This window comes from Amycolatopsis sp. NPDC023774 (genome assembly GCF_040639695.1).
In the GTDB taxonomy this organism is placed as follows: domain Bacteria; phylum Actinomycetota; class Actinomycetes; order Mycobacteriales; family Pseudonocardiaceae; genus Amycolatopsis.
Window position 1 is genome coordinate 56834 of sequence record NZ_JBFAAJ010000017.1, and the last position, 18682, is coordinate 75515.

General features: G+C 72.7%; 17 protein-coding genes. 4 read left to right on the forward strand and 13 right to left on the reverse strand.

Translation table 11 applies throughout. From position 1 onward, the window contains the following. Positions 1-3: 3 nt before the first annotated feature. The 9 genes from mraY to AB0F91_RS29250 all read right to left on the reverse strand — a co-directional run bounded on the left by mraY (position 4) and on the right by AB0F91_RS29250 (position 10854). Positions 4-1086, reverse strand: coding sequence for a phospho-N-acetylmuramoyl-pentapeptide-transferase (mraY, locus tag AB0F91_RS29210; RefSeq protein ID WP_220242233.1), 1083 nt, complete (start codon positions 1084-1086; stop codon positions 4-6). Continuing rightward, complete coding sequence (gene murF, locus AB0F91_RS29215) at positions 1083-2618, reverse strand: UDP-N-acetylmuramoyl-tripeptide--D-alanyl-D-alanine ligase (protein ID WP_360602520.1); 1536 nt, start codon at positions 2616-2618, stop codon at positions 1083-1085. The genes mraY and murF overlap by 4 nt, the downstream gene beginning before the upstream one ends. Further along, on the reverse strand, positions 2615-4159 hold the full coding sequence (locus tag AB0F91_RS29220; RefSeq protein ID WP_360602743.1) for a UDP-N-acetylmuramoyl-L-alanyl-D-glutamate--2,6-diaminopimelate ligase: 1545 nt from the start codon (positions 4157-4159) through the stop codon (positions 2615-2617). Before AB0F91_RS29220 ends, murF begins: the two co-directional genes overlap by 4 nt. A gap of 325 nt (positions 4160-4484) precedes the next feature. Then, on the reverse strand, positions 4485-6404 hold the full coding sequence (locus AB0F91_RS29225) for a penicillin-binding protein 2 (RefSeq protein WP_360602522.1): 1920 nt from the start codon (positions 6402-6404) through the stop codon (positions 4485-4487). Beyond that, positions 6404-7132: a hypothetical protein gene (locus AB0F91_RS29230; protein ID WP_360602524.1), complete on the reverse strand. Its 729-nt coding sequence runs from the start codon at positions 7130-7132 to the stop codon at positions 6404-6406. The genes AB0F91_RS29225 and AB0F91_RS29230 overlap by 1 nt, the downstream gene beginning before the upstream one ends. After that, a complete protein-coding gene (gene rsmH / locus AB0F91_RS29235; protein ID WP_360602526.1) occupies positions 7129-8085 on the reverse strand; it encodes a 16S rRNA (cytosine(1402)-N(4))-methyltransferase RsmH in 957 nt (318 codons plus the stop codon). The genes AB0F91_RS29230 and rsmH overlap by 4 nt, the downstream gene beginning before the upstream one ends. A gap of 215 nt (positions 8086-8300) precedes the next feature. Continuing rightward, entirely contained in the window at positions 8301-8732 is a 432-nt protein-coding gene (gene mraZ / locus AB0F91_RS29240; protein ID WP_285965701.1) for a division/cell wall cluster transcriptional repressor MraZ, read from the reverse strand. Between the two features lie 734 nt (positions 8733-9466). Further along, positions 9467-10570 (reverse strand): lysylphosphatidylglycerol synthase transmembrane domain-containing protein, encoded by a 1104-nt coding sequence (locus tag AB0F91_RS29245; protein ID WP_360602528.1) that lies wholly within the window; start codon positions 10568-10570, stop codon positions 9467-9469. Positions 10571-10668: 98 nt separating this feature from the next. Further along, positions 10669-10854, reverse strand: coding sequence for a hypothetical protein (locus AB0F91_RS29250; RefSeq protein WP_360602530.1), 186 nt, complete (start codon positions 10852-10854; stop codon positions 10669-10671). 45 nt (positions 10855-10899) lie between these two features. On the opposite strand from AB0F91_RS29250, the gene AB0F91_RS29255 reads away from it, so the two are divergent. Beyond that, the gene (locus tag AB0F91_RS29255; protein ID WP_360602532.1) at positions 10900-11073 is read left to right on the forward strand and encodes an Lrp/AsnC ligand binding domain-containing protein; all 174 of its coding nucleotides are present in this window, start codon (positions 10900-10902) and stop codon (positions 11071-11073) included. A 41-nt stretch (positions 11074-11114) separates the two neighbouring features. Here the strand turns inward: AB0F91_RS29255 and AB0F91_RS29260 are convergent, their stop codons facing one another. The 4 genes from AB0F91_RS29260 to AB0F91_RS29275 are packed head-to-tail and all read right to left on the reverse strand — an operon-like array spanning position 11115 to position 13340. Beyond that, positions 11115-11834: an ESX secretion-associated protein EspG gene (locus tag AB0F91_RS29260; protein ID WP_360602534.1), complete on the reverse strand. Its 720-nt coding sequence runs from the start codon at positions 11832-11834 to the stop codon at positions 11115-11117. Further along, entirely contained in the window at positions 11831-12397 is a 567-nt protein-coding gene (locus tag AB0F91_RS29265) for a PPE domain-containing protein (RefSeq protein ID WP_360602536.1), read from the reverse strand. Before AB0F91_RS29265 ends, AB0F91_RS29260 begins: the two co-directional genes overlap by 4 nt. Before the next feature lie 33 nt (positions 12398-12430). Then, complete coding sequence (locus tag AB0F91_RS29270) at positions 12431-12967, reverse strand: DUF3558 family protein (protein WP_360602538.1); 537 nt, start codon at positions 12965-12967, stop codon at positions 12431-12433. Continuing rightward, the gene (locus AB0F91_RS29275; protein WP_360602540.1) at positions 12960-13340 is read right to left on the reverse strand and encodes a hypothetical protein; all 381 of its coding nucleotides are present in this window, start codon (positions 13338-13340) and stop codon (positions 12960-12962) included. Before AB0F91_RS29275 ends, AB0F91_RS29270 begins: the two co-directional genes overlap by 8 nt. A 388-nt stretch (positions 13341-13728) precedes the next feature. On the opposite strand from AB0F91_RS29275, the gene AB0F91_RS29280 reads away from it, so the two are divergent. From AB0F91_RS29280 to AB0F91_RS29290, 3 genes are read left to right on the forward strand one after another with little or no spacing between them, the layout of a single operon-like run. Then, positions 13729-14688, forward strand: coding sequence for a MoxR family ATPase (locus tag AB0F91_RS29280; protein ID WP_255638198.1), 960 nt, complete (start codon positions 13729-13731; stop codon positions 14686-14688). 34 nt (positions 14689-14722) lie between these two features. Continuing rightward, positions 14723-15994, forward strand: coding sequence for a DUF58 domain-containing protein (locus AB0F91_RS29285; protein ID WP_360602542.1), 1272 nt, complete (start codon positions 14723-14725; stop codon positions 15992-15994). Then, the gene (locus AB0F91_RS29290; protein WP_360602544.1) at positions 15991-18561 is read left to right on the forward strand and encodes a DUF3488 and transglutaminase-like domain-containing protein; all 2571 of its coding nucleotides are present in this window, start codon (positions 15991-15993) and stop codon (positions 18559-18561) included. The genes AB0F91_RS29285 and AB0F91_RS29290 overlap by 4 nt, the downstream gene beginning before the upstream one ends. The last annotated feature ends 121 nt before the right edge of the window (positions 18562-18682 follow it).

The window sequence follows — 18682 nt, forward strand, 5'->3', positions numbered from 1 at the left end:
GACCTAACTCCCGACGCCGAGCTGTTCGCTGTAGAACAGCCCCAGGCCGAACATGCAGCAGATGGCCGAGAGCAGCCAGAACCGGATGATCACCGTGGTTTCCGCCCACCCGGCGAGCTCGAAGTGGTGGTGGAAGGGCGCCATCCGGAAGAGCCTTCGCCGCGTTGTGCGGAAGACCGCGATCTGGGTGACCACCGAGATCATCTCGACCATGAACAGGCCGCCGATCACGATGGCGAGCAGCTCCGTGCGGGTGGTCATCGACAGGCCGGCGACGAGACCGCCGAGCGCCAGCGAACCGGTGTCACCCATGAAGATCTTGGCCGGCGCGGCGTTCCACCACAGGAAGCCGACGCACGCGCCGGTCGCCGCGGCGGCGACCACCGCGAGGTCCAGCGGGTCGCGCACGTCGTAACAGGCGGTCGTGGGCCCGTCGGCGCACGAGAGGCGCGCCTGCCAGAAGGAGATGATCACGTAGGTGGCCAGCACCATCGCCGCGGCGCCGCCGGCCAGGCCGTCGAGGCCGTCGGTGAAGTTCACCGCGTTCGACCAGCCGGAGATGACCACGTAGCAGAAGATCACGAACACGATCCACGGGAACGTGATCAGGGCCAGGTCACGCACGTAGGAGAGGCTCTGCGACGCGGGCGTGAGGCCGTGCTCGTCGGCGAACTGCAGCGACAGCACCGCGAACAGGATCGTGACCACGAGCTGGCCGACCAGCTTCGCGGTCTTGTTCAGACCGAGGTTGCGCTGCTTGCGGATCTTGATGAAGTCGTCGAGGAACCCGACGATGCCGAGTCCCACGGCCAGCATGAGCACCAGCAGGCCGGACGCGGACGGCGCCGAGCTGTGGGAGTTGCCGAGCCAGCTGATCAGGTGTGCGACGAAGTAGCCGACGACCATCGCGATGATGATCGCGACGCCACCCATCGTCGGGGTGCCGCGCTTCGACTTGTGGCCCTGGGGCCCTTCTTCGCGGATCTCCTGCCCGAAACCCTGCCGGGAGAAGACCCGGATCAGGTAGGGCGTGAGCAGGATGGAGACCAGCAGACCCGCCGCGGCCGCGATCAGGATGTTGATCACGCGTGACCACCGTTCGAGCGTTCAGAGGACGGGGAGGGGGATGGGGAAACGGATTGTGCAGCGTCTTCGGAGGGGGCGAGCAACGCCTCGGCCACGTGCCACAGGCCAGCGGCGTTGGAGGCCTTGACCAGCACCACGTCTCCGGGACGGAGCTGATCATGCAGCAGGGCCACGGCAGCGTCGCCATCGGGTACCTGCACCGACTCCTCGTTCCAGGAGCCCTCCTGCGAGGCCCCCTGGTGCATCGGCGCGGCCTCGTCGCCGACGACGACGAGCTTGTCGATGTTGAGGCGCACCGCGAGGCGGCCGATGGAGTCGTGCTCGGTCACGGAGTCGGCGCCGAGCTCGCCCATCATGCCCAGCACGGCCCACGCGCGGCGGCCGGTCCGGCGCATCGACGCGAGGGCCTTCAGCGCGGCGCGCATTGATTCGGGGTTGGCGTTGTACGCGTCGTTGAGGATCGTGACGCCGTCGGCGCGTGTGGTCACGGCCATCCGGTGGGCCGAGCGGCGCTCGAGGGCGGACAGCCGCTGCGCGACCTCGGCCGGCGTCGCGCCGAGCTCCAGGGCGATCGCGGCGGCCGAGAGCGCGTTGCCGACATGGTGTTCGCCGTGCAGCGGCAGCGTCACCGGCGCTTCGCCGTCGGGGGTGATCAGCCGGAACGACGCGCGGGCCTCGGCGTCGAGTGTGATGTCGGCGGCACGGACCTGCGCCGACGCGGTCTCGCCGACGCCGACCACGCGCGCGCTCGTGCGGTTCGCCATGGCGGCCACCAGCGGGTCGTCGAGGTTCAGCACCGCGACGCCGCCCGCGTCGGCGCTCGGCAGCGCCTCCACGAGCTCGCCCTTGGCCTTCGCGATGGCTTCGCGCGAACCGAACTCGCCGACGTGCGCGCTGCCGACGTTGAGCACGGCCCCGATGCGCGGCGGCGTGATCGCGGCCGCGTCGGCGATGTGCCCCATCCCGCGCGCAGACATCTCCAGCACCAGGTATTTCGTGTCGTGGCCGGCGCGCAGCGCGGTCCACGGGTGGCCGAGCTCGCTGTTGAACGATCCCGGCGGCGCGACCGTGGGACCCATCGGCTCCAGCAGCTGCGCGATCACGTCCTTGGTCGAGGTCTTGCCCGACGACCCGGTCAGCGCCACGACCGTGAGGCCCTCGGCGGCGAGCCGGCCGACGACGTGTCCGGCCAGCTTCGCGAGCGCGGCCAGCACGGCGGCACCGGACCCGTCGGTGTCGCCGGCCAGCGCGACCGAACGCTCGTGGGCCTGCCCCTCGGGCAGCGGCGGCACCACGATCGCGGGCGCGTCGACCTCGCGGCCGGCCAGCACCGCGACGGCACCGGCCGCCACGGCCTTCGCGGCGAAGTCGTGCCCGTCGACACGCTCGCCGGGCAGGGCGACGAAGAGGCCACCCGGCCCGACCTTGCGCGTGTCGAACTCGACACTCCCCGTGACGACCGACGAGCTGTCGGCTCCGTGCAGCCGGCCGCCGACGACGTCGGCGATCTCGGCCAGGCTGAGCTCGATCACGCACTCACCTCGAGATGCTTGCGGATGGCGGCCTCGAGCTCGTCGCGGTCGGAGAACGGGTGCACGACACCCTGGACCTCCTGGCCGGTCTCGTGGCCCTTGCCGGCGATGAAGACGATGTCGCCCGCGCGGGCGAGCGACACGGCGTGGGTGATGGCCTCGCGGCGGTCGCCGATCTCCGTGACCTCGCCGCCCTGTGACGGCCCGACGCCCCGCGCGCCGGCGAGCATCGCGGCGCGGATCACGGCGGGGTCCTCGGACCGCGGGTTGTCGTCGGTCACGATCAGCACGTCGCTGCGGCGCACGGCCTCCTCCCCCATCATCGGGCGCTTGGCCGTGTCTCGGTCGCCGCCGCAGCCGAGCACGGTGATGATGCGGCCCTCGGTGCGGGCGCGCAGCGCGTCGAGCCCCTGTGCGACGGCCGCGGGCTTGTGCGCGTAGTCGACGACGGCGGTGAAGTCCTGGCCCAGGTACACCCGCTCCATGCGGCCCGGCACCTCCACTGCGCCGAGGCCCGCGACGATGGCCGCCGGGTCCACACCGGCGCTGCCCAGGATCGCGGCGGCGAGCACGGCGTTGGCCACGTTGAACGTGCCCGGCAGCGGGATCTTCGCGGCGTGCGTGAGCCCGTCGGGGCCGTGCAGGGTGAAGGTCTGCTCCCCCGCCGCGGTGGGCTCGATGTCGGAGGCGCGCCACGCGGCGTCGACGCCCTGCTCGATCGACACCGTCACCGTCTGCGGCGTGAGCAGCGCCCGGCCCCACGCCGTGTCCACGACCACGACCTCGGTGGTCGAGCGGCCGTCGAACAGCAGCGACTTGGCGGCGAAGTACTCCTCCATGTCGTGGTGGAAGTCGAGGTGGTCCTGCGAGAGGTTCGTGAACGCACCGACGGCGAAGCGCGTGCCGTTGACCCGCCCCAGCGACAGCGCGTGGCTCGAGACCTCCATCGGCACGTGGGTCACGCCGCGCTCCAGCATCACCGCGAGCAGCGCCTGCAGATCCGGAGCCTCCGGTGTGGTGAAGCCGCTGGCCAGGCGCTCGCCCGCGATGCGCGTCTCGACCGTGCCGATCAGGCCCGTGGTGACGCCCGCGGCGCGCAGCCCGGAGTCGACCAGGTAGGAGGTGGTGGTCTTGCCCGACGTGCCAGTGACTCCCAGCACGGACAGGTGCAGCGACGGCTCCCCGTAGATCCACGCGGCGATCTCGCCGAGCGCGGCGCGCGGGTCCGGGTGCACGAGTACCGGGATGCCGGCGTCGCGCAACGCGGGCCGCTCGGCGCCCTCCGCGTCGGTGAGCACCGCGGCCGCGCCGGCGGCCACGGCCTGGTCGCTGAAGTCGGCGCCGTGGGCGCGTGCGCCGGGCAGGCCGGCGAACAGGTCGCCCGGCAGCACGTGCTGCGCACGCAGCGTGGTCCCGGTGACGGGGAGGTCTGCGGCCTCGGGACTCTCGGCGATCAACCGGGCGCCCGCGCGGGCGAGCAGGGTGGCCAGCGGGACCGGGTCGATCCGGGCCGGGCGGGGCGGGGCGGCGACCGCCTTCACCGGGCTTTCCGGCAGCGACGAGGCAGCCGACCCGCTCTGGGGCTTGGACGAGGACACGGACACGCCCGAGAGGTTACCGAGAGCGCGATCGGGTGACCCAAGGCGGTACGGCGAACGCGCCGGCGCACCCCGCGTGTGCTATGCGACGCGCGCAACGTCGTTGCGGGGCAAGCGTTTCCGATGACTGTCACCAGCCGATGTGGACTATCGCACGCGGAAACACACGGCAACGGCCGCCTCGCGGCGTGGTGACCTCGGCGAGGCGGCCCTTGCGCGGACCGTTGCGAAGACGTTCCGGTCGTGTCCCGGAAACGTCGCGGGCGCGTCACGGGATGATGAGCGGGACCTCCGGCGCCGGACCGTCGGACAGCGGAATCTGGTAGCGCTGCGTCAGGTACGAGGCGATGGAGTGGAACAGCGGCCCCGCCGAGTGCCCGGCCGGCAGTGTGGTGTCCGGCGCGTCGAGGCGGATGCCGACGACGAACCGCGGGTGGTCGGCAGGCAGGATCCCGGCGAAGGTGATGTTGGCCAGGCTCTGGCTGTAGGCCTTCGTGCGCGGGTCGACCTGCTGGCCGGTGCCCGTCTTGCCCGAGATCTGGTAGCCCTCCAGCGCGGCCGACGGCGCGGTGCCCGCGTTGGGACTCTTGGCGTTCTGCACCACCGCGCGCAGCATGTCGCGCACCGTCGTCGCGGTCTGCGGGCTGACCACCTGCACCGGCTTCGGCGCCGGCTCGGGCACGACCGTGCCGTCCGGATTCTTCTTCGCCTTCACGATCCGCGGCGGCACGCGCAGGCCGTTGTTGGCGATCGCCTGGTACATCCCGGCCATCTGGACCACCGTCATCGACAGGCCCTGGCCGATCGGCAGGTTGCCGAACGTACTGGCGGACCACTGGCTGCGCGGCGGCACGTAACCCGGGCTCTCACCGGGCAGGCCGAGACCGGTGCGCTGGCCGATGCCGAACTTCTTCAGCAGGTCCGAGTAGCGGTCCGGGCCGATTTTCTGCGCCAGCTCCAGCGTGCCGACGTTGGAGGACTTGGCGAAGATGCCCGTGGTGGTGAAGTTCTGCGTGCCGTGCACCCACGCGTCGTGGACCGTGCGGTCGGCGATCTTGATCTCGCCCGGCACCGGGATCGTCGACAACGGCGTGGCGATGCCCTCGTCGATGGCCGCGGTGGCCGTGACGATCTTGTTCACCGAGCCCGGTTCGTACGGTGTGGTCACCGCGCGGTCGTTGAGCAGTTCGTCCTGGAAGGTCGACTGGTCGTTCGGGTTGAACGTCTGGTCGTCGGCCAGCGCGTAGATCTCGCCGGTCTTCGAGTCCATGATCACGGCCTGGCCGCCCTTGGCGTGCGACTGCGCGACGTAGTCGCTCAGCTGCCGCTGCAACTCGTACTGCAGGTCCGAGTCGATGGTGAGCTCGAGGTCCGAACCGGGGATGGCGGCCTGCAGCACGTGCTCGGAGCCGGGCAGGTACAGGTTGTCGTTGCCGTTCTGGGTGCTCACGATCTCGCGGCCCGGCGTCCCCGCCAGGTCGTTGTCGCGCGACTGCTCCAGCCCGACCACGCCGTGGAGGTTGTGCTTGGATACGTCGGGGTCCTCCATGCGCCAGTTGGCGAGGCCGACGATGTTCGACGCGAGCGTGTCGCCCGGGTATTCGCGCATCGCGCGGTTCTCCACGCCGATCCACGCGAACTGCTTGACGATGTCGTCGGCCACGGAGGGCTCGACGTTGTCCACGAGGTAGGTGAACGACTGCGGCTTGTGCAGCTTCGTCAGCAGCTCCTGCTCCGTGGTCAGGTTGGGCACCTTCGAGGCGATGTACTTGGCCGCCGCGGTGACCTCGGTTTCGAAGTTCCGCCCCTTGGCGGGGTTCTTCTTCGCGTAGTCGTCCATCGTCTTGTGCAGCACGCGCAGGTTTACCGACAGCGTGCGGGTTTCCACGCTGAAGGCGAGCTTGTTGCCGTTGCGGTCCACAATGGACCCGCGCTGCGCGGGGATGTCGATGGTGAGGCTGCGCTGCCGCTCGGCCGCGGCCGAGAGCGTGGGCGCCTCGAACCACTGCACCTGCACGAGCTTCACGCCGGCGACGACCATGAGCGCCACCAGCAGGATGCGCACCGCCGAGAAGCGGCTGCGGTGCCCGCCGTTGCCGCGCTTGGCCACCGCGCGGCGCGTGCCCGCGGCGTAGGTGCGCCGAGCGCTGCCCGCGGCGCGCGCCCGGCTCGCCCCCGAAGCCACCATCACTGCCCCGCCGGGGTGGCCGGCAGGTCGCCCTCGATGCCGCCCTCCTGCTGACCGGAGGCGGGCTGCCCGGTGGGCGCACCCGGCTGCTGCGGCGGCGTCTCGGCCGTCGAGCCGGCCGCCGGCTGGGCCTTCGTCGGCTCGCCGACGACGGTGGTCTTGCCGTCCGGCCCCACGACGATGCGGGCCGGGTCGCCGCCGGGCACCATGCCCAGCTGCTTCGCGGCCGGCGCCAGCGACGCGGGCGACTGCGCCTTCGCGACGTCTCGCTCGAGCCGGTCCTTCGTCTCGGCCAGCCCGGAGTTGGTGGTGCGCAGCTGCTCGAGGCGGTAGGAGTCGGCGATGGCCTGCGTGGTCAGCCACAGCGTCGAGGCGACGCCGACGGCCAGCAGCCCCATCATGACGAGTACGAACGAGGCGCGCGAACGCGGCCAGCGCAGCACCAGCCGCTTCGGCCCGACCGCGACCTCGGTGCGTTCGAGCTTGGGCTCGGGCCTCTTCGGCTCACGCTGCTGCAGCAGGTCGGCCCGCTGCGCGCGGCGCGCGTAGGCCCGCTCCGCCGCCGTGGTGCGGCCACGTGAGGACCGGCGAGGAGTGGTTTCCGGCTGCGCCGTGGTGGTGCGGCCGGCGGCGGCCTCCGGTTCCTGCTCGACCGTGGTCCCCGCTTGCGCGCTCCGGCGCGTCGCCGGCGCGCCGGAGCGGCGGCGGGACTTCGTGGGTGCGGTCATCGCGGCTCTCCGATCCTCTGTGCTGCCCGCAGCCGCACGGAGGCGGCCCTCGGGTTGTGCTCGATCTCGCCTTCGCCTGCCTTCTCGGCTCCTCGGGTCAGGAGTTTCAGCTCGGGCCCGTGCCCGGGCAGTTCGACCGGGAGGCCCTCCGGAGTCCGCGACTTCGCGAGCTCCGCGAACGCCTGCTTCACCAAGCGGTCTTCGAGCGACTGGTAGGACTCCACGACGATGCGGCCGTCCATCGCGAGCGCCGAGAGCGCGGCGGGTATCGCCCGCCGCAGCACTTCCAGCTCGCCGTTGACCTCGATCCGCAACGCCTGGAACGTGCGCTTGGCCGGGTGCCCGCCGGTGCGGCGGCTCGCGGCCGGCACGGCGTCGTAGAGCAATTCCACGAGCCGCGCGCTGCGCGTGAACGGCTCCTTCTCGCGCTCGGCGACCACCGCCTTGACGATCCGCTGCGCGAAGCGCTCTTCGCCGTAGTCGCGCAGGATCCGGACCAGCTCGCCTGCGGCGTAGGTGTTGAGCACGTCGGCGGCGGTGAACCCGGTGGTCGGGTCCATCCGCATGTCCAGCGGGGAGTCCTTCGAGTATGCGAAGCCGCGCTCGGCGCGGTCCAGCTGCATCGAGGACACGCCGAGGTCGAACAGGATGCCGTCCACACGGGACAGTCCGAGACCTTCGAGGGCTTCCGGGAGTCCGTCGTAGACGGTGTGGACGAGATCCACGCGGTCACCGTGCCGCGCGAGCCGCTCGGCCGATCGCTCGAGCGCGGCGGGGTCGCGGTCCAGCGCGACGAGCCGCAGCCGGGGGAAAGCCGCCAGGAGCGCGTCGGAGTGGCCGCCCAGCCCGACGGTCGCGTCGACCAGCACCGCGTCGCGGTCGGCGAAGACGGGGGTGAACAGTTCGACGATGCGGTCCAGCAGCACCGGAACGTGCTCGTGCTCCGTCACCATGCCCCTCCCCCTTCCGTGCTCCGTACTCCCGGGGAAGATACGGCGGATGCCGTCAGGTCCCTGCCCGCCCGCGGTCCGACCTGGCACCGGGGAAGGTGCGCCAGGGCCAAAGAGCGGACAGAGGCCTCACGGCATCCGCGGGGACGGTTCCCGGTTCCACGGCCGCGGCGGACCCGCGTCCCCCGACGACGCAGGTGCTCCGGTGTCCGTGTCCCCTAGAAGACGCCCGGTAAAACTTCCTCTCGAGCCTTCGCGTAGCTGTCCTCGTGTTCGTCCAGGTAGCCCTGCCACGCCTGGGCGTCCCAGATCTCCAACCTGGTGATCGCTCCGATCACCACGCACTCCTTGTTCAGCCCGGCGTAGCGCCGGAGCTCGGACGCGATGGTGATGCGCCCCTGCCCGTCCGGGCGTTGTTCGTCCGTTCCGGCGAACAGGTAGCGCTGGTAGGCCCGAACCGCCTCGTTCGTGAACGGGGCTTCGGCGACCTTCCGTGCCATCTGCTCGAACTCGGCGCGGGGGAAGACGAAGAGGCAGTGGTCCTGCCCCTTGGTGACCATCAGCCCGCCGGCCAAGGCGTCGCGGAATTTCGCGGGCAGCGCGAGCCGCCCTTTGTCGTCCAGCTTCGGGGTGTGGGTGCCGAGGAACACCGGCCTCCACCTCCCTACCGGCTCCGGCTGGCGAACCACCCGACTCCGGCCACAGGGCTCCCTTCCGCCCCACTGGCCACCACCGTACCCCACTTTTCACCACAGTCAACGCGACTTGCCCCGCGTTAACTCCGTCGTGTCACGCGTTTGCGCAGGTCAGCGCCGTGGGTCCTGGTGGGGGGCGGGTGGGGGGCCGTGGCCAAGATCCCCCGCGCCGGGGCCCGAAGCAACCCGGGCCGGGTGCCGAACGTCCGCGGAACGGCAGCGTGAAGACCAGGGATCCCCGGGGTCGGGGCCGGTGGGGAGCCCGGGTGGGGGCCGGTGGGGGTCGCGGTGGGGCGCGGTGGGGGCCGCGGGTGGGGAACGCGTGGGGTGCGGTGGGGAGACCGGTGGGCCGGGCCGGCGCCGGCGGTGGAGCGGCGTGGGGAATCGGGGAAGCACCTGGCGCCGAGCGCCCGCGGCCGCCGGGCGCGAACGTGCCAGCCGATCCGGCCCGCGGCAGAGCCGCAGCCACGCTCGACTCATAGCGTGGGCCGGCGTCGCAGGCAGCCGGCCACGAAACGCCCCGAGCCCCCGCCCGAGGACGTGCCAGTCGATCAGGCCTGCGGCAGAGCTGTGGCCACGTTCGATCTATGGCCGCGGGCCTCGGTCACGAGCGCCTGGCCACATGGCCGTGGCCTGCGTCGCAGCCGGCCACAAACGCCGCGAGCCCGGCCCATGGCCGTGCCAGCCGATCAGGCCTGCGGCAGAGCCGCAGCCGCAGTCGGCTCGTGGCCGTGGGCCGGCGTCGCGTGTGGCTGCAGGGCGTAGACGACCCAGCCGACGAGGGAGAGGCCCGCCCAGCTGACCGCGCGGTAGATCAGCACGGTCGCGGCGGCCGGCGCGGCGGGGACGCCCGCGGCCACCAGCACGCCGAGCAGACCGGCCTCGGCGAGGCCGGCACCGCCGGGGAGGATCTGGAGGGCGATGCTGGCCTGGACGACCAGGAAGCCCACGGCGAGGACGTCCCAGCGGATGTGCGTGCCGGTGCCTTCGGCGCTGGCGATGAGGGCGAAGAAGTCGAACCCCCAGCTGGCGAGCGCGAGGACCAGCAGGATGCTCCAGCGAGCGCCGCCCGGGCGCAGGCGCGCGACGCGCTCCGACAGCTGGAGCGCCGCGGCGTCGGCTTTCTCGAGCCAGGTCTTGCGGCAGGTGGTGCACGTGCCCGGGGTACGCCCGAAGATCCGCAACAGAGAGGTGAGCCCGCGGCGCAGGACCGCCGGGTGCGTCAGCAGCGCCCACACGCCCGCGGAACCCACCGCGACCACGATGGCCGCCGGCACCGCCAGGCGCAGCGGCATCCGGCCGGCCCAGGCAAGGCCGAGAAATCCGAGGACGATGAGCAGCACGGTGGTGATCACGCCGGCGAGCAGGACCGCCCAGGCCGACAGCGCGCTGTCGACGCCACGGCGACGCAGCTGGTTGATCGCAAAGGCGAGCGAGCCTGCTCCGCCGACCACGGGGACCGTGGTGGAGACGGCGTTCTGCGCGAAGGTGATGCCCTGCACGGCCGAGGGCGACACGTGCGCTCCCCCGACCAGCAGCAGCTGGCGGTGCAGCTCGCCGTAGACGGCCAGCGCCGTGAGCCCGGCGAGCCCGGCCCCGCCGACCCAGCCCCAGTGCACGTGGTCGAGCTGCGAGAACTCCGTCGCCAGCTCCGGCACGCGCCACACGAGGTACCCGAGGGCGGCGGCCACCACGGTCCAGTGGAGCACGGGCCGCCAGGGCAGGCGGTGGCGCGCCCGTGATCGGTGCTCGACCGCTCCGGACTCCGTGTCCGCCATCTCGAGGCTCGTCACGCCCGCCTCCTTCCACACTGTTCCTGTTGGCGACAACCCCAGTGTGCGGCCGGGCATTCCGTCCGCCGCAGCGTGAAGTATCACGCCGCGAATGGCGGTCAGCGGGCTTGACCGGCGCCGATCGGCCGCCGCGCTGCCGGCAACCGGCCGACGAGATGGTCGGCCGCGAACAGCCCGGCGCCCGCCAGACCGAACGCCGCCACAGGCCCGAGCGGCACCACGCAGCACGCCGTGACCACAGCGAACACCAGCGTGCCGGCCGGCGAGCGCAGCGCGGAGCGCACCGGGGTCTCCGCGGCGGCGAAGCCGGACCACGATGGGTGCTCCGGGTGCGGATCGCCAGCACGACCGGCGTGCCGGCGAGCATGACCGGTGAGTACGACTACCAGCTCCGCCTCGCCTGCCTGGACCCCGCCGAGTTCGAAACGGTCGTCGACCGCCTCAAGCGCGAACACGGCGTGCGCGAGCTGCGCAGCCGCCTGGTCTCCACGAACTCGACGTGAGCGTGACCGGCCTGCTCGACCTCGCGTGAGCCGCCGGCGGCTCAGCCGAACAGCGCCAGCACCCGCTCGACCAGCCGTGGCCCGTCGACCGGGGCGACGGTCACCCAGTCCTGCCCGCCCCGCCCGCTCGACACGCCGGCGGAGTACGCGCCCACATCGGTGTCGAACCAGGTCAGCCCACCGCAGCGCTCGATCCGCCCGCTGCTCACGCGCGTGTAGACGCCGAACTGCCCCGCCGAGAACACCGGCCGCACCTGGATCGCGGCGACCTCCTCGGCCTGGCGCGCCGTCGAAGCCGAGGTGGCGGCCGACGTCGAGGTCCACCCCGAAGCCGGCATGCTCACCCCGAACCCGGGCCCGGCCGACAGCTGCGGCAGTACGTCGACGAGCGCCGACACGAGCTCTCCCTCGCGGATCCCGCGGAGCCCGACCGTCCGTTCCGGCTGCACCGCCAGCACCCCGCCGCGTCCGCGCACGGCGGTCACGGCGCGGAACGGAGTGTCGGCCGTCATGTCCACCAGAGCTTCGCACGCGACGTAGCGCGAACCGCTGTCCAGCAGCCGCAGCCGGTTCTCCAGCTCGGGCGCGAGCTGCCCGTCGAACAGGCCTCGGCCGGCCAGGCCGCGGTATACCTCGGCGCGCACCGCCGCGCGTTCGGCTTCCGTCGCGCCGACGCTGGGCACCGCCAGGGGCACCGGCACGTGGCCGAGCCCGAGGTCGTGCCACACCACGTCGAAGGCCGACGCGGACAGCCGGATCAAGCCGGCCCCGAGCCGAGGGCCGGGGTGTCCGGGAACGCGACGCCCGGCACGAGGCCGTGCAGCGCCGTGTCGCGGGCGCCCACGACGTCGATCGCCTTCTGCCGGGCCGCTTCGGCTTCCGCGCGGCGAGCGTCCATCGCGAAGGACAACCTGGCGAGCTCCAGGACGTTGCCGCTCGCGGCGGCCGAGCGGATCATCGCGGCGGGATCGAACTCGACCGGCGGCGGCATCTCGGCCCGCGCCCGCGCCGCGACGTCGGCCTGCCCCGCCACGGAGTCGCCGACCACAGTGGACACGGCGGCGGACTCCCCGAGCCAGCCGGCCGCCCGCGCGAGCACCGCGCGCATCGCGTCGCCCGCCTCGCCTTCCCACGTCTCCTGGCTGGCCGCCGACAGTGCGGCGAGCGACGCGGTCGAGTCCTCGAATTTGCGCGCCAGCTCGGTCCAGCGCGCCCCGGCCTGGCCGGCGGCGACGGGGTCATTGCCCTGCTCGACCTGCGCGGCCAGCGCTTCGTGGCTGAAGGATTCGTAACGGGCCGTCGGCTCGGGCACGGCTGCGGACACGGCACACCTTCCGGTTGACGGGATCGGGAAAGCTCAGGGCAGCTTCGGCTCGACCAGCCCGGCGACGGTCGTCGCGCGGGAGCACGCCAGCGTGGTGTCGGTGAAGCTCGCGTTGCTCACGTCCACCTGCACGCTCGCGGAATCGCTCACGCCGAGCAGCACGGCGCACGTGCCGGCGGCGGCCGTCTTGTCCGCCACCTGCAACGCCTGGTGCGCGCCGACCTTCTTCTTGGTGCGAGTGCCGTGGGAGACGTCCAGGTTGGCGAGCCCGGCGCCCTCGTCGAGCGTGACCGTGACACCGAACGTCGAGGGCACGGTCCAGTCGCACGCGCGCGCCTCGCCGATGGTCTTCGGCTTGCCCAGCTCCGTGAGCCCCGCGGTCGACCGGTCACTCGGCGAGAGCAGCGCGCACGGGTCCAGGTCGGCCAACACCGGACGGGCCGCGCTCGACGGCGCGGGTTCCGGGCCACCGTCGGCCGCGATCGCTCTCGGGTGCACCGGGCGGCCGCACGCGGCGAGCACGACGAGCGCCGGCACGAGCAGCAGGAGCTTGCGCACAGGCTCAGCCACCGGCGCAGTCCACGCCGTCGGCCGCCGCGTCGTCCTCGCGCTGGTACTTTTTCAACGCGCTCTCGATGCGTTCCTTGAGGTCTTCGATCTGCTTGCCGAACGCGGTCAGCTGCGCGACCGCCGATCCGTCTCGGCCGAAGCCGTACTGCGCCATGAACGCGCCGACCTCACCGGCGTAGCCGCTGCCCAGCGGCACCGAACGGCCGAGGACGTTGGCTTCGCGGACCATCTCGCCCACCACGTCCTGCAACTCGCCGAGCTTCGTGTAGGTGGCCGTCGCCAGCTCCGGCGCCACCGCGAACCGGCCGGAGCCGGACGCCGGGCTCGTCAGGCCCGGCACGTCGGGCAGCGGTACGGCCCCCACCTCGCTCATGAGCGGTTACGCCTCTCCGTAGTCGAGCGACCTCGGTTTCGGAGCATACGTGAGAGCGGTCCGTCAGCGGGACCACCCGAAAACGCGGCCCTGTACACCCGAACGGCGGACGGAGAGCATTACCGGAGAGTCATCGGCAGCCGTTCGCGGGGTTCCGGCGCCGAGTTCGCCCGAGTTTGACACACTGAATGGAAGGCTGATCGCTGCGCGGACAGCGAGTGACCCGGCGGAGCCGGTGAAAGCCGCACAGCATGCGCCACCAGGAGGACGAGTGACGTCGAGAATCCAGTCCGCCACCCCTGCCGGACCGCAGGGCGGCGGGGCCGGGCAGCCGCCCTACCCCTCGGCGGATGCCCCGAACGGGCGAGGCAACGGATACGCCCCGAGAGTGTCCCTCGACGAGCTGCACGACACGGCCCGCCGGATCGCCGCCAACGTCGAGCGCGTGCTGGTCGGCAAGCCCGACGTCATCCGGATCGCGCTGGTGACCCTCCTCGCCGAGGGTCACCTTCTCGTGGAGGACGTGCCGGGCGTCGGCAAGACCTCGCTCGCCAAGGCGCTCGCGCGGTCGATCGACTGCACCGTGAGCCGCGTGCAGTTCACCCCCGACCTGCTGCCCAGTGACGTCACGGGCGTGTCGATCTACAACCGCCAGACCGGCGAGTTCGAGTTCCGGCCGGGCCCGGTGTTCGCGAACATCGTGGTGGGCGACGAGATCAACCGCGCCTCGCCGAAGACGCAGTCGGCCTTGCTGGAGTGCATGGAAGAGCACCAGGTCACGGTCGACACGAGCACGTACCTGCTGGGCGCGCCGTTCATGGTGATCGCCACGCAGAACCCGATCGAGATGGAGGGCACCTACGCCCTGCCCGAGGCCCAGCGCGACCGCTTCACCGCGCGGGTGTCGATCGGCTACCCCGACCAGCAGGCCGAGCTGGCCATGGTCGACGAGCACGCGGGCCACAACCCGCTGGCGGAGCTGTCGGCGGTGTCCGACGGCGCGACCGTGCAGCGGCTCATCGAGACCGTGCGGGCGGTGCACATGGCACCCGAGGTCCGCCGCTACGCCGTGGACCTGGTCTCCGCGACCCGGCAGGTGCCGGAGATCCGGCTGGGCGCCTCGCCGCGCGCGACGCTCCACCTGGTCCGCGCCGCTCGGGCGCAGGCGGCGCTGTCGGGCCGTGAGTACGTGGTGCCGGACGACCTGCACACGGTCGCCGTTCCCGTGCTGGCGCACCGGCTCGTGCTCACCACCGAGGCGCACGCCGCCCGCCGCTCGGCGACCGACGTGGTCCGCGCTGTGCTGCACCGCGTCCCCGTTCCCCAGGGCTCCACCGGCACCCGCTGACCGGCGATCCCCTTACCCCGAATCCGAGAACCGCATGCTGCGTGCTCTGTCCGGCCTCACCACCCGCGGCCGCTGCCTCCTGGCCGCGGGGATCGCCGCGGCCGTGTGCTCGCTGGTGCTCAACGAGCGCGACTTGCTGCGCGTCGCCGTCTTCGTGGTGGCGCTGCCGCTGCTGGTCGCGGCGTTCATCTCGGCGACCCGGCTCCGCCTCGGCGCCACGCGGGCGCTGCGGCCGGAGCGCGTCGCCGTCGGCGCGAGCGGCGAAGTGCACCTCGAGCTGTGGCGCAGCGGCAGGCTCCCAGGCGGCGAGGTGCTGCTCGAGGACGGCGTGCCGTACGCGCTGGGCTCGAAGCCGCGGTTCGTGGTCGAGCGGCTGCCGCACGACCGCCGGGTGCTGCTGCGCTACCCACTGCAGCCGATGCTGCGCGGGATCCAGCAGGTGGGGCCGCTGCGCGCGACGATCACCGACCCGTTCGGGCTGTGCGAGTTCGAACGCGAGCTGATCGGGCACTCGCGGCTCGTGGTGGTGCCGCGCGTCGTCGGCCTGTGGGGGCTGCCGGGCGGCGCCGGGGTCGGCGCGGGTGACGACGGCACCGTGCGCCTGCACGCCGGGCAGGGTGAGCCCGACGTGATCGTGCGCCACTACCGCACCGGCGACGACATGCGGAAGGTCCACTGGCGCTCCACCGCCCGCCGTGACGAGGTCATGGTGCGAGTGGAGGAACGGCCGTGGCGGGGCGGCACGACCGTGCTGGTCGACCACCGCGCCGCCGCCCACCACGGCACGGGCCCCACGGCCAGCCTCGAGTGGGCGGTGTCGTTCGCGGCCTCGGTCGCGCTGCACCTGCGCCGCTCCGGCCACCGCATCCGCGTGGTCACCGAGCACGGCATCACGCTCGCCGACACCCCGGGTGAAGGCGGCGACGGCTACGACAACGTGGTGCTCGACGCACTGGCCGGGCTGCAGCCCGCGCACCAGCGCGACGTGACGCTGGGCCACGACCCGGCCGAAGGGCAGGAGCTCATCGCGGTGCTCGGCACGGTCAGCGCGGAGTCGGTGCACGAGCTGGCCCGCTACCGCCCGCGTGGCGTCCGCAGCCTCGCGGTTCTGCTGGACACGCCGAGCTGGGCCGGGTCGGGCTCGTCCGACCACCAGGCCGCGGCCACGAAGGACGCCGCGGAACTGCTGCGCGCGAACGGCTGGGGCGTCGTGATCGCCGGCCCGCAGACGCCGATGCCACAGGCGTGGGCCGAGCTGTGCCGCACGGGTGCCCACCGCGCCGCCCTGATCGGCGGTGCGCGATGACCACGACGGCACCCCGTCCGCCCGTTTCCCAGGCTCCCCCGCCGATCCCGCACACGCCGACCCCGCAGCCGGCCGCCCCGCCGCCGGTGTGGTCGAGCGGCATCCTGCCGCCGGTCGCCGCGGGCATCGCCACGCTGTGCGCGGCCACGGCGCTCACCGGCGTCGTCTCCGGGTGGGCGTGGTTCGGCTACCTGTTCGTTGCGGTCATCCTGATCGCGTCGACCGGGCTCGCGTTGCGCTCGCTGCGCGCGCCGACCGTGCTGGTCGGTCTCGGCCAGCTCCTGGTGCTGCTGTTCCTGGTCACGGGCGCGTTCACCACGCAGGGCGTCCTCAAGATCATCCCGGGGCCCATGGCCTTCGGCGAGCTGCAGGCGACGCTCGCGGCTTCGGCTGAGCAGATCCGCACGGGGCTGCCGCCGGTGGAGGGCACGCAGCCGATCCTGTGCCTGGTGACGATCGCGATCGGGCTCGTCGCGGTGCTCGTCGACACGCTCGCGGTGGCCGCCGCGGCGCCGGCGGCGACTGGTCTGGTCCTGCTGTGCGTGTACGCGGTGCCGGCGGCGCTGTCCGACGAATTGCTGCCGTGGTGGACGTTCTTGCTGGGCGCGGCCGCGTTCGCGTGCCTGCTCGCCCTCGACGGCAACCACCGGCACCGGCGCTGGCGCAACCGTGAGGCGCCGGGCTCCGGCGGGCGCGCGCGAGCGCTGCAGGCGCCCGTGGCCGTGGTGAGCGCGGCCGTCATGCTCGGTCTGCTCGGCGGTGGGATCACCTGGGTGGGCACCGTCGGGAAGATCCCGTTCGGCGCCGGCTCGGGCGCGGGCGGCGACGGCAGCGGCGGGTTCGGCGTCGCGCCGTTCACGCAGCTGCGCGGCCTGCTCGACCAGGGTGAGAACACGGAGCTGTTCCAGGTCCGCGGTCTCGGCAACGACCGGCGGTACCTGCGGGCGTTCACGCTCGACACGTACACGCCCAACCAGGGCTGGGGCCTGCGCGGCGGCGGCCAGGCGCAGACGGGTGTGCTCGCCAACAGCACCCTGCCGGCCGCGCCGGGCGACGACGGCACCGGCGTGTCGCGGCAGATCCAGATCCAGCCCACGCGCTGGGTCGACAACTGGCTGCCCGTCTACGGTGCGCCGCGAGCGCTGCGCGGGCTTTCGCCGCAGTGGCTGTACGACCGGGTCAGTGGCGCCGTGTTCACCACGAAGAGCGAGCCCGCGCCGACGTACACCGAGGTCGCGTCGCTGAAGGAACCGACCGCCGCCGAGCTGCGGGCGACCGACCCGAAGTCCGACGAGGTGCCGGCGTTCTACTCGCAGATCGGCCGCGTGGACCCACGGGTCGTCGCGAAGACCAACCAGCTCATCGCGGGCAAGATCGACAACTTCGACAAGGCCAGCGCGCTGTGGCAGTTCTTCAGCGCGCAGAACGGTTTCGTGTACGACACGAAGACCGCGGACGCCACGGACGCGGACGCGCTGGCCGACTTCATCCTCAACGGCAAGCGCGGCTACTGCGAGCAGTACGCGTCGGCGATGGCCGTGATGCTGCGAGTCGCCCACATCCCCGCGCGCGTGGCCATCGGCTTCACGCCGGGCGTGCCGAAGGGCGACTACCAGTCGATCAGCTCGCAGGACGCGCACGCGTGGGTCGAGGCGTACTTCGGTGACAGGGGCTGGGTCAGCTTCGACCCGACCCCGCTGGCCGACGGCCGCGGCATCGTCCCGTCGTACCTGCAGCAGAACAACCAGAAGTCGCAGCAGCCCGACGCCACCGACGACCTGCCCACCGCGCCGCGCTCCAACGCCCCCGCCACGCAGTCGCCGCTCGACAAGGGCCAGAACGAGGCCACCCCGACCACCACGGCCACGGCCGAATCGCACGACGGCTGGCTCGCGATCCTCGCCGCCGTGCTCGCCGTCCTGGGCGCCGCGGCGGTGGTCGCGGCCTACGTCCTGCGGCGGCGGCCTTCCGCTCCGGGTGCCACGGCTCCGGGTCTCCCGCCCGGCGCTGTCCCGGACGGTGACGTCCTCGTCCGTGCTCCGGCGCCCGCGGCCGCGCGCACCAGCCAGGTCACCCTGTGGCTGCCCCTCGCAGGCGGCGTGCTCCTCGTTGCGGCGCTGGGTTTCCTGGCCGGCCTCGTGGCTTGGTGGTTCGCCGTGATCGTCGTGCTGCTCCTGGTCGGCTTGGGTGGCCCGGCCGCGGTCCGCGACTTCACCCGCCGCCGCCGGCTCCAGGCGATCGTCACCCACGCCCCCGGCTCCGCCGACGCCGCGTGGCGCGAGCTCAAGGCCGAGTGCGCCGACCGCGGCCTTCCGCTGACCGGCAGCGACACCGTCCGCGTGGCCGGGCAGAAGATCGCCGAGCGCCACCACCTGGACGACTCCGGCCGTGACAGTCTGCGCACCGTGATCGGCGCCGTCGAGCGCACTTGGTACAGCGGCGCGACCACGGCGGACCCGGACCTTGCCCCGGCCTTCGACCGCCTCCGCCACAGCTTGCGCACGACGGCCCCGCTGTCCTGGCGGGGGCGCCTCTTCCCGAAGTCGATCCTGCGGCGCCACTCCTGACTCAGGCGGTTTCCGGCCCCGGCTCGTCGATCCCTCTGGCGACCGGGGCCGGCACTTGTCTCGGGTGCGCCGGGGATTGGCTCAGCACACGTGGCCAGGTCCGAGGAACCACCCGCGAGTA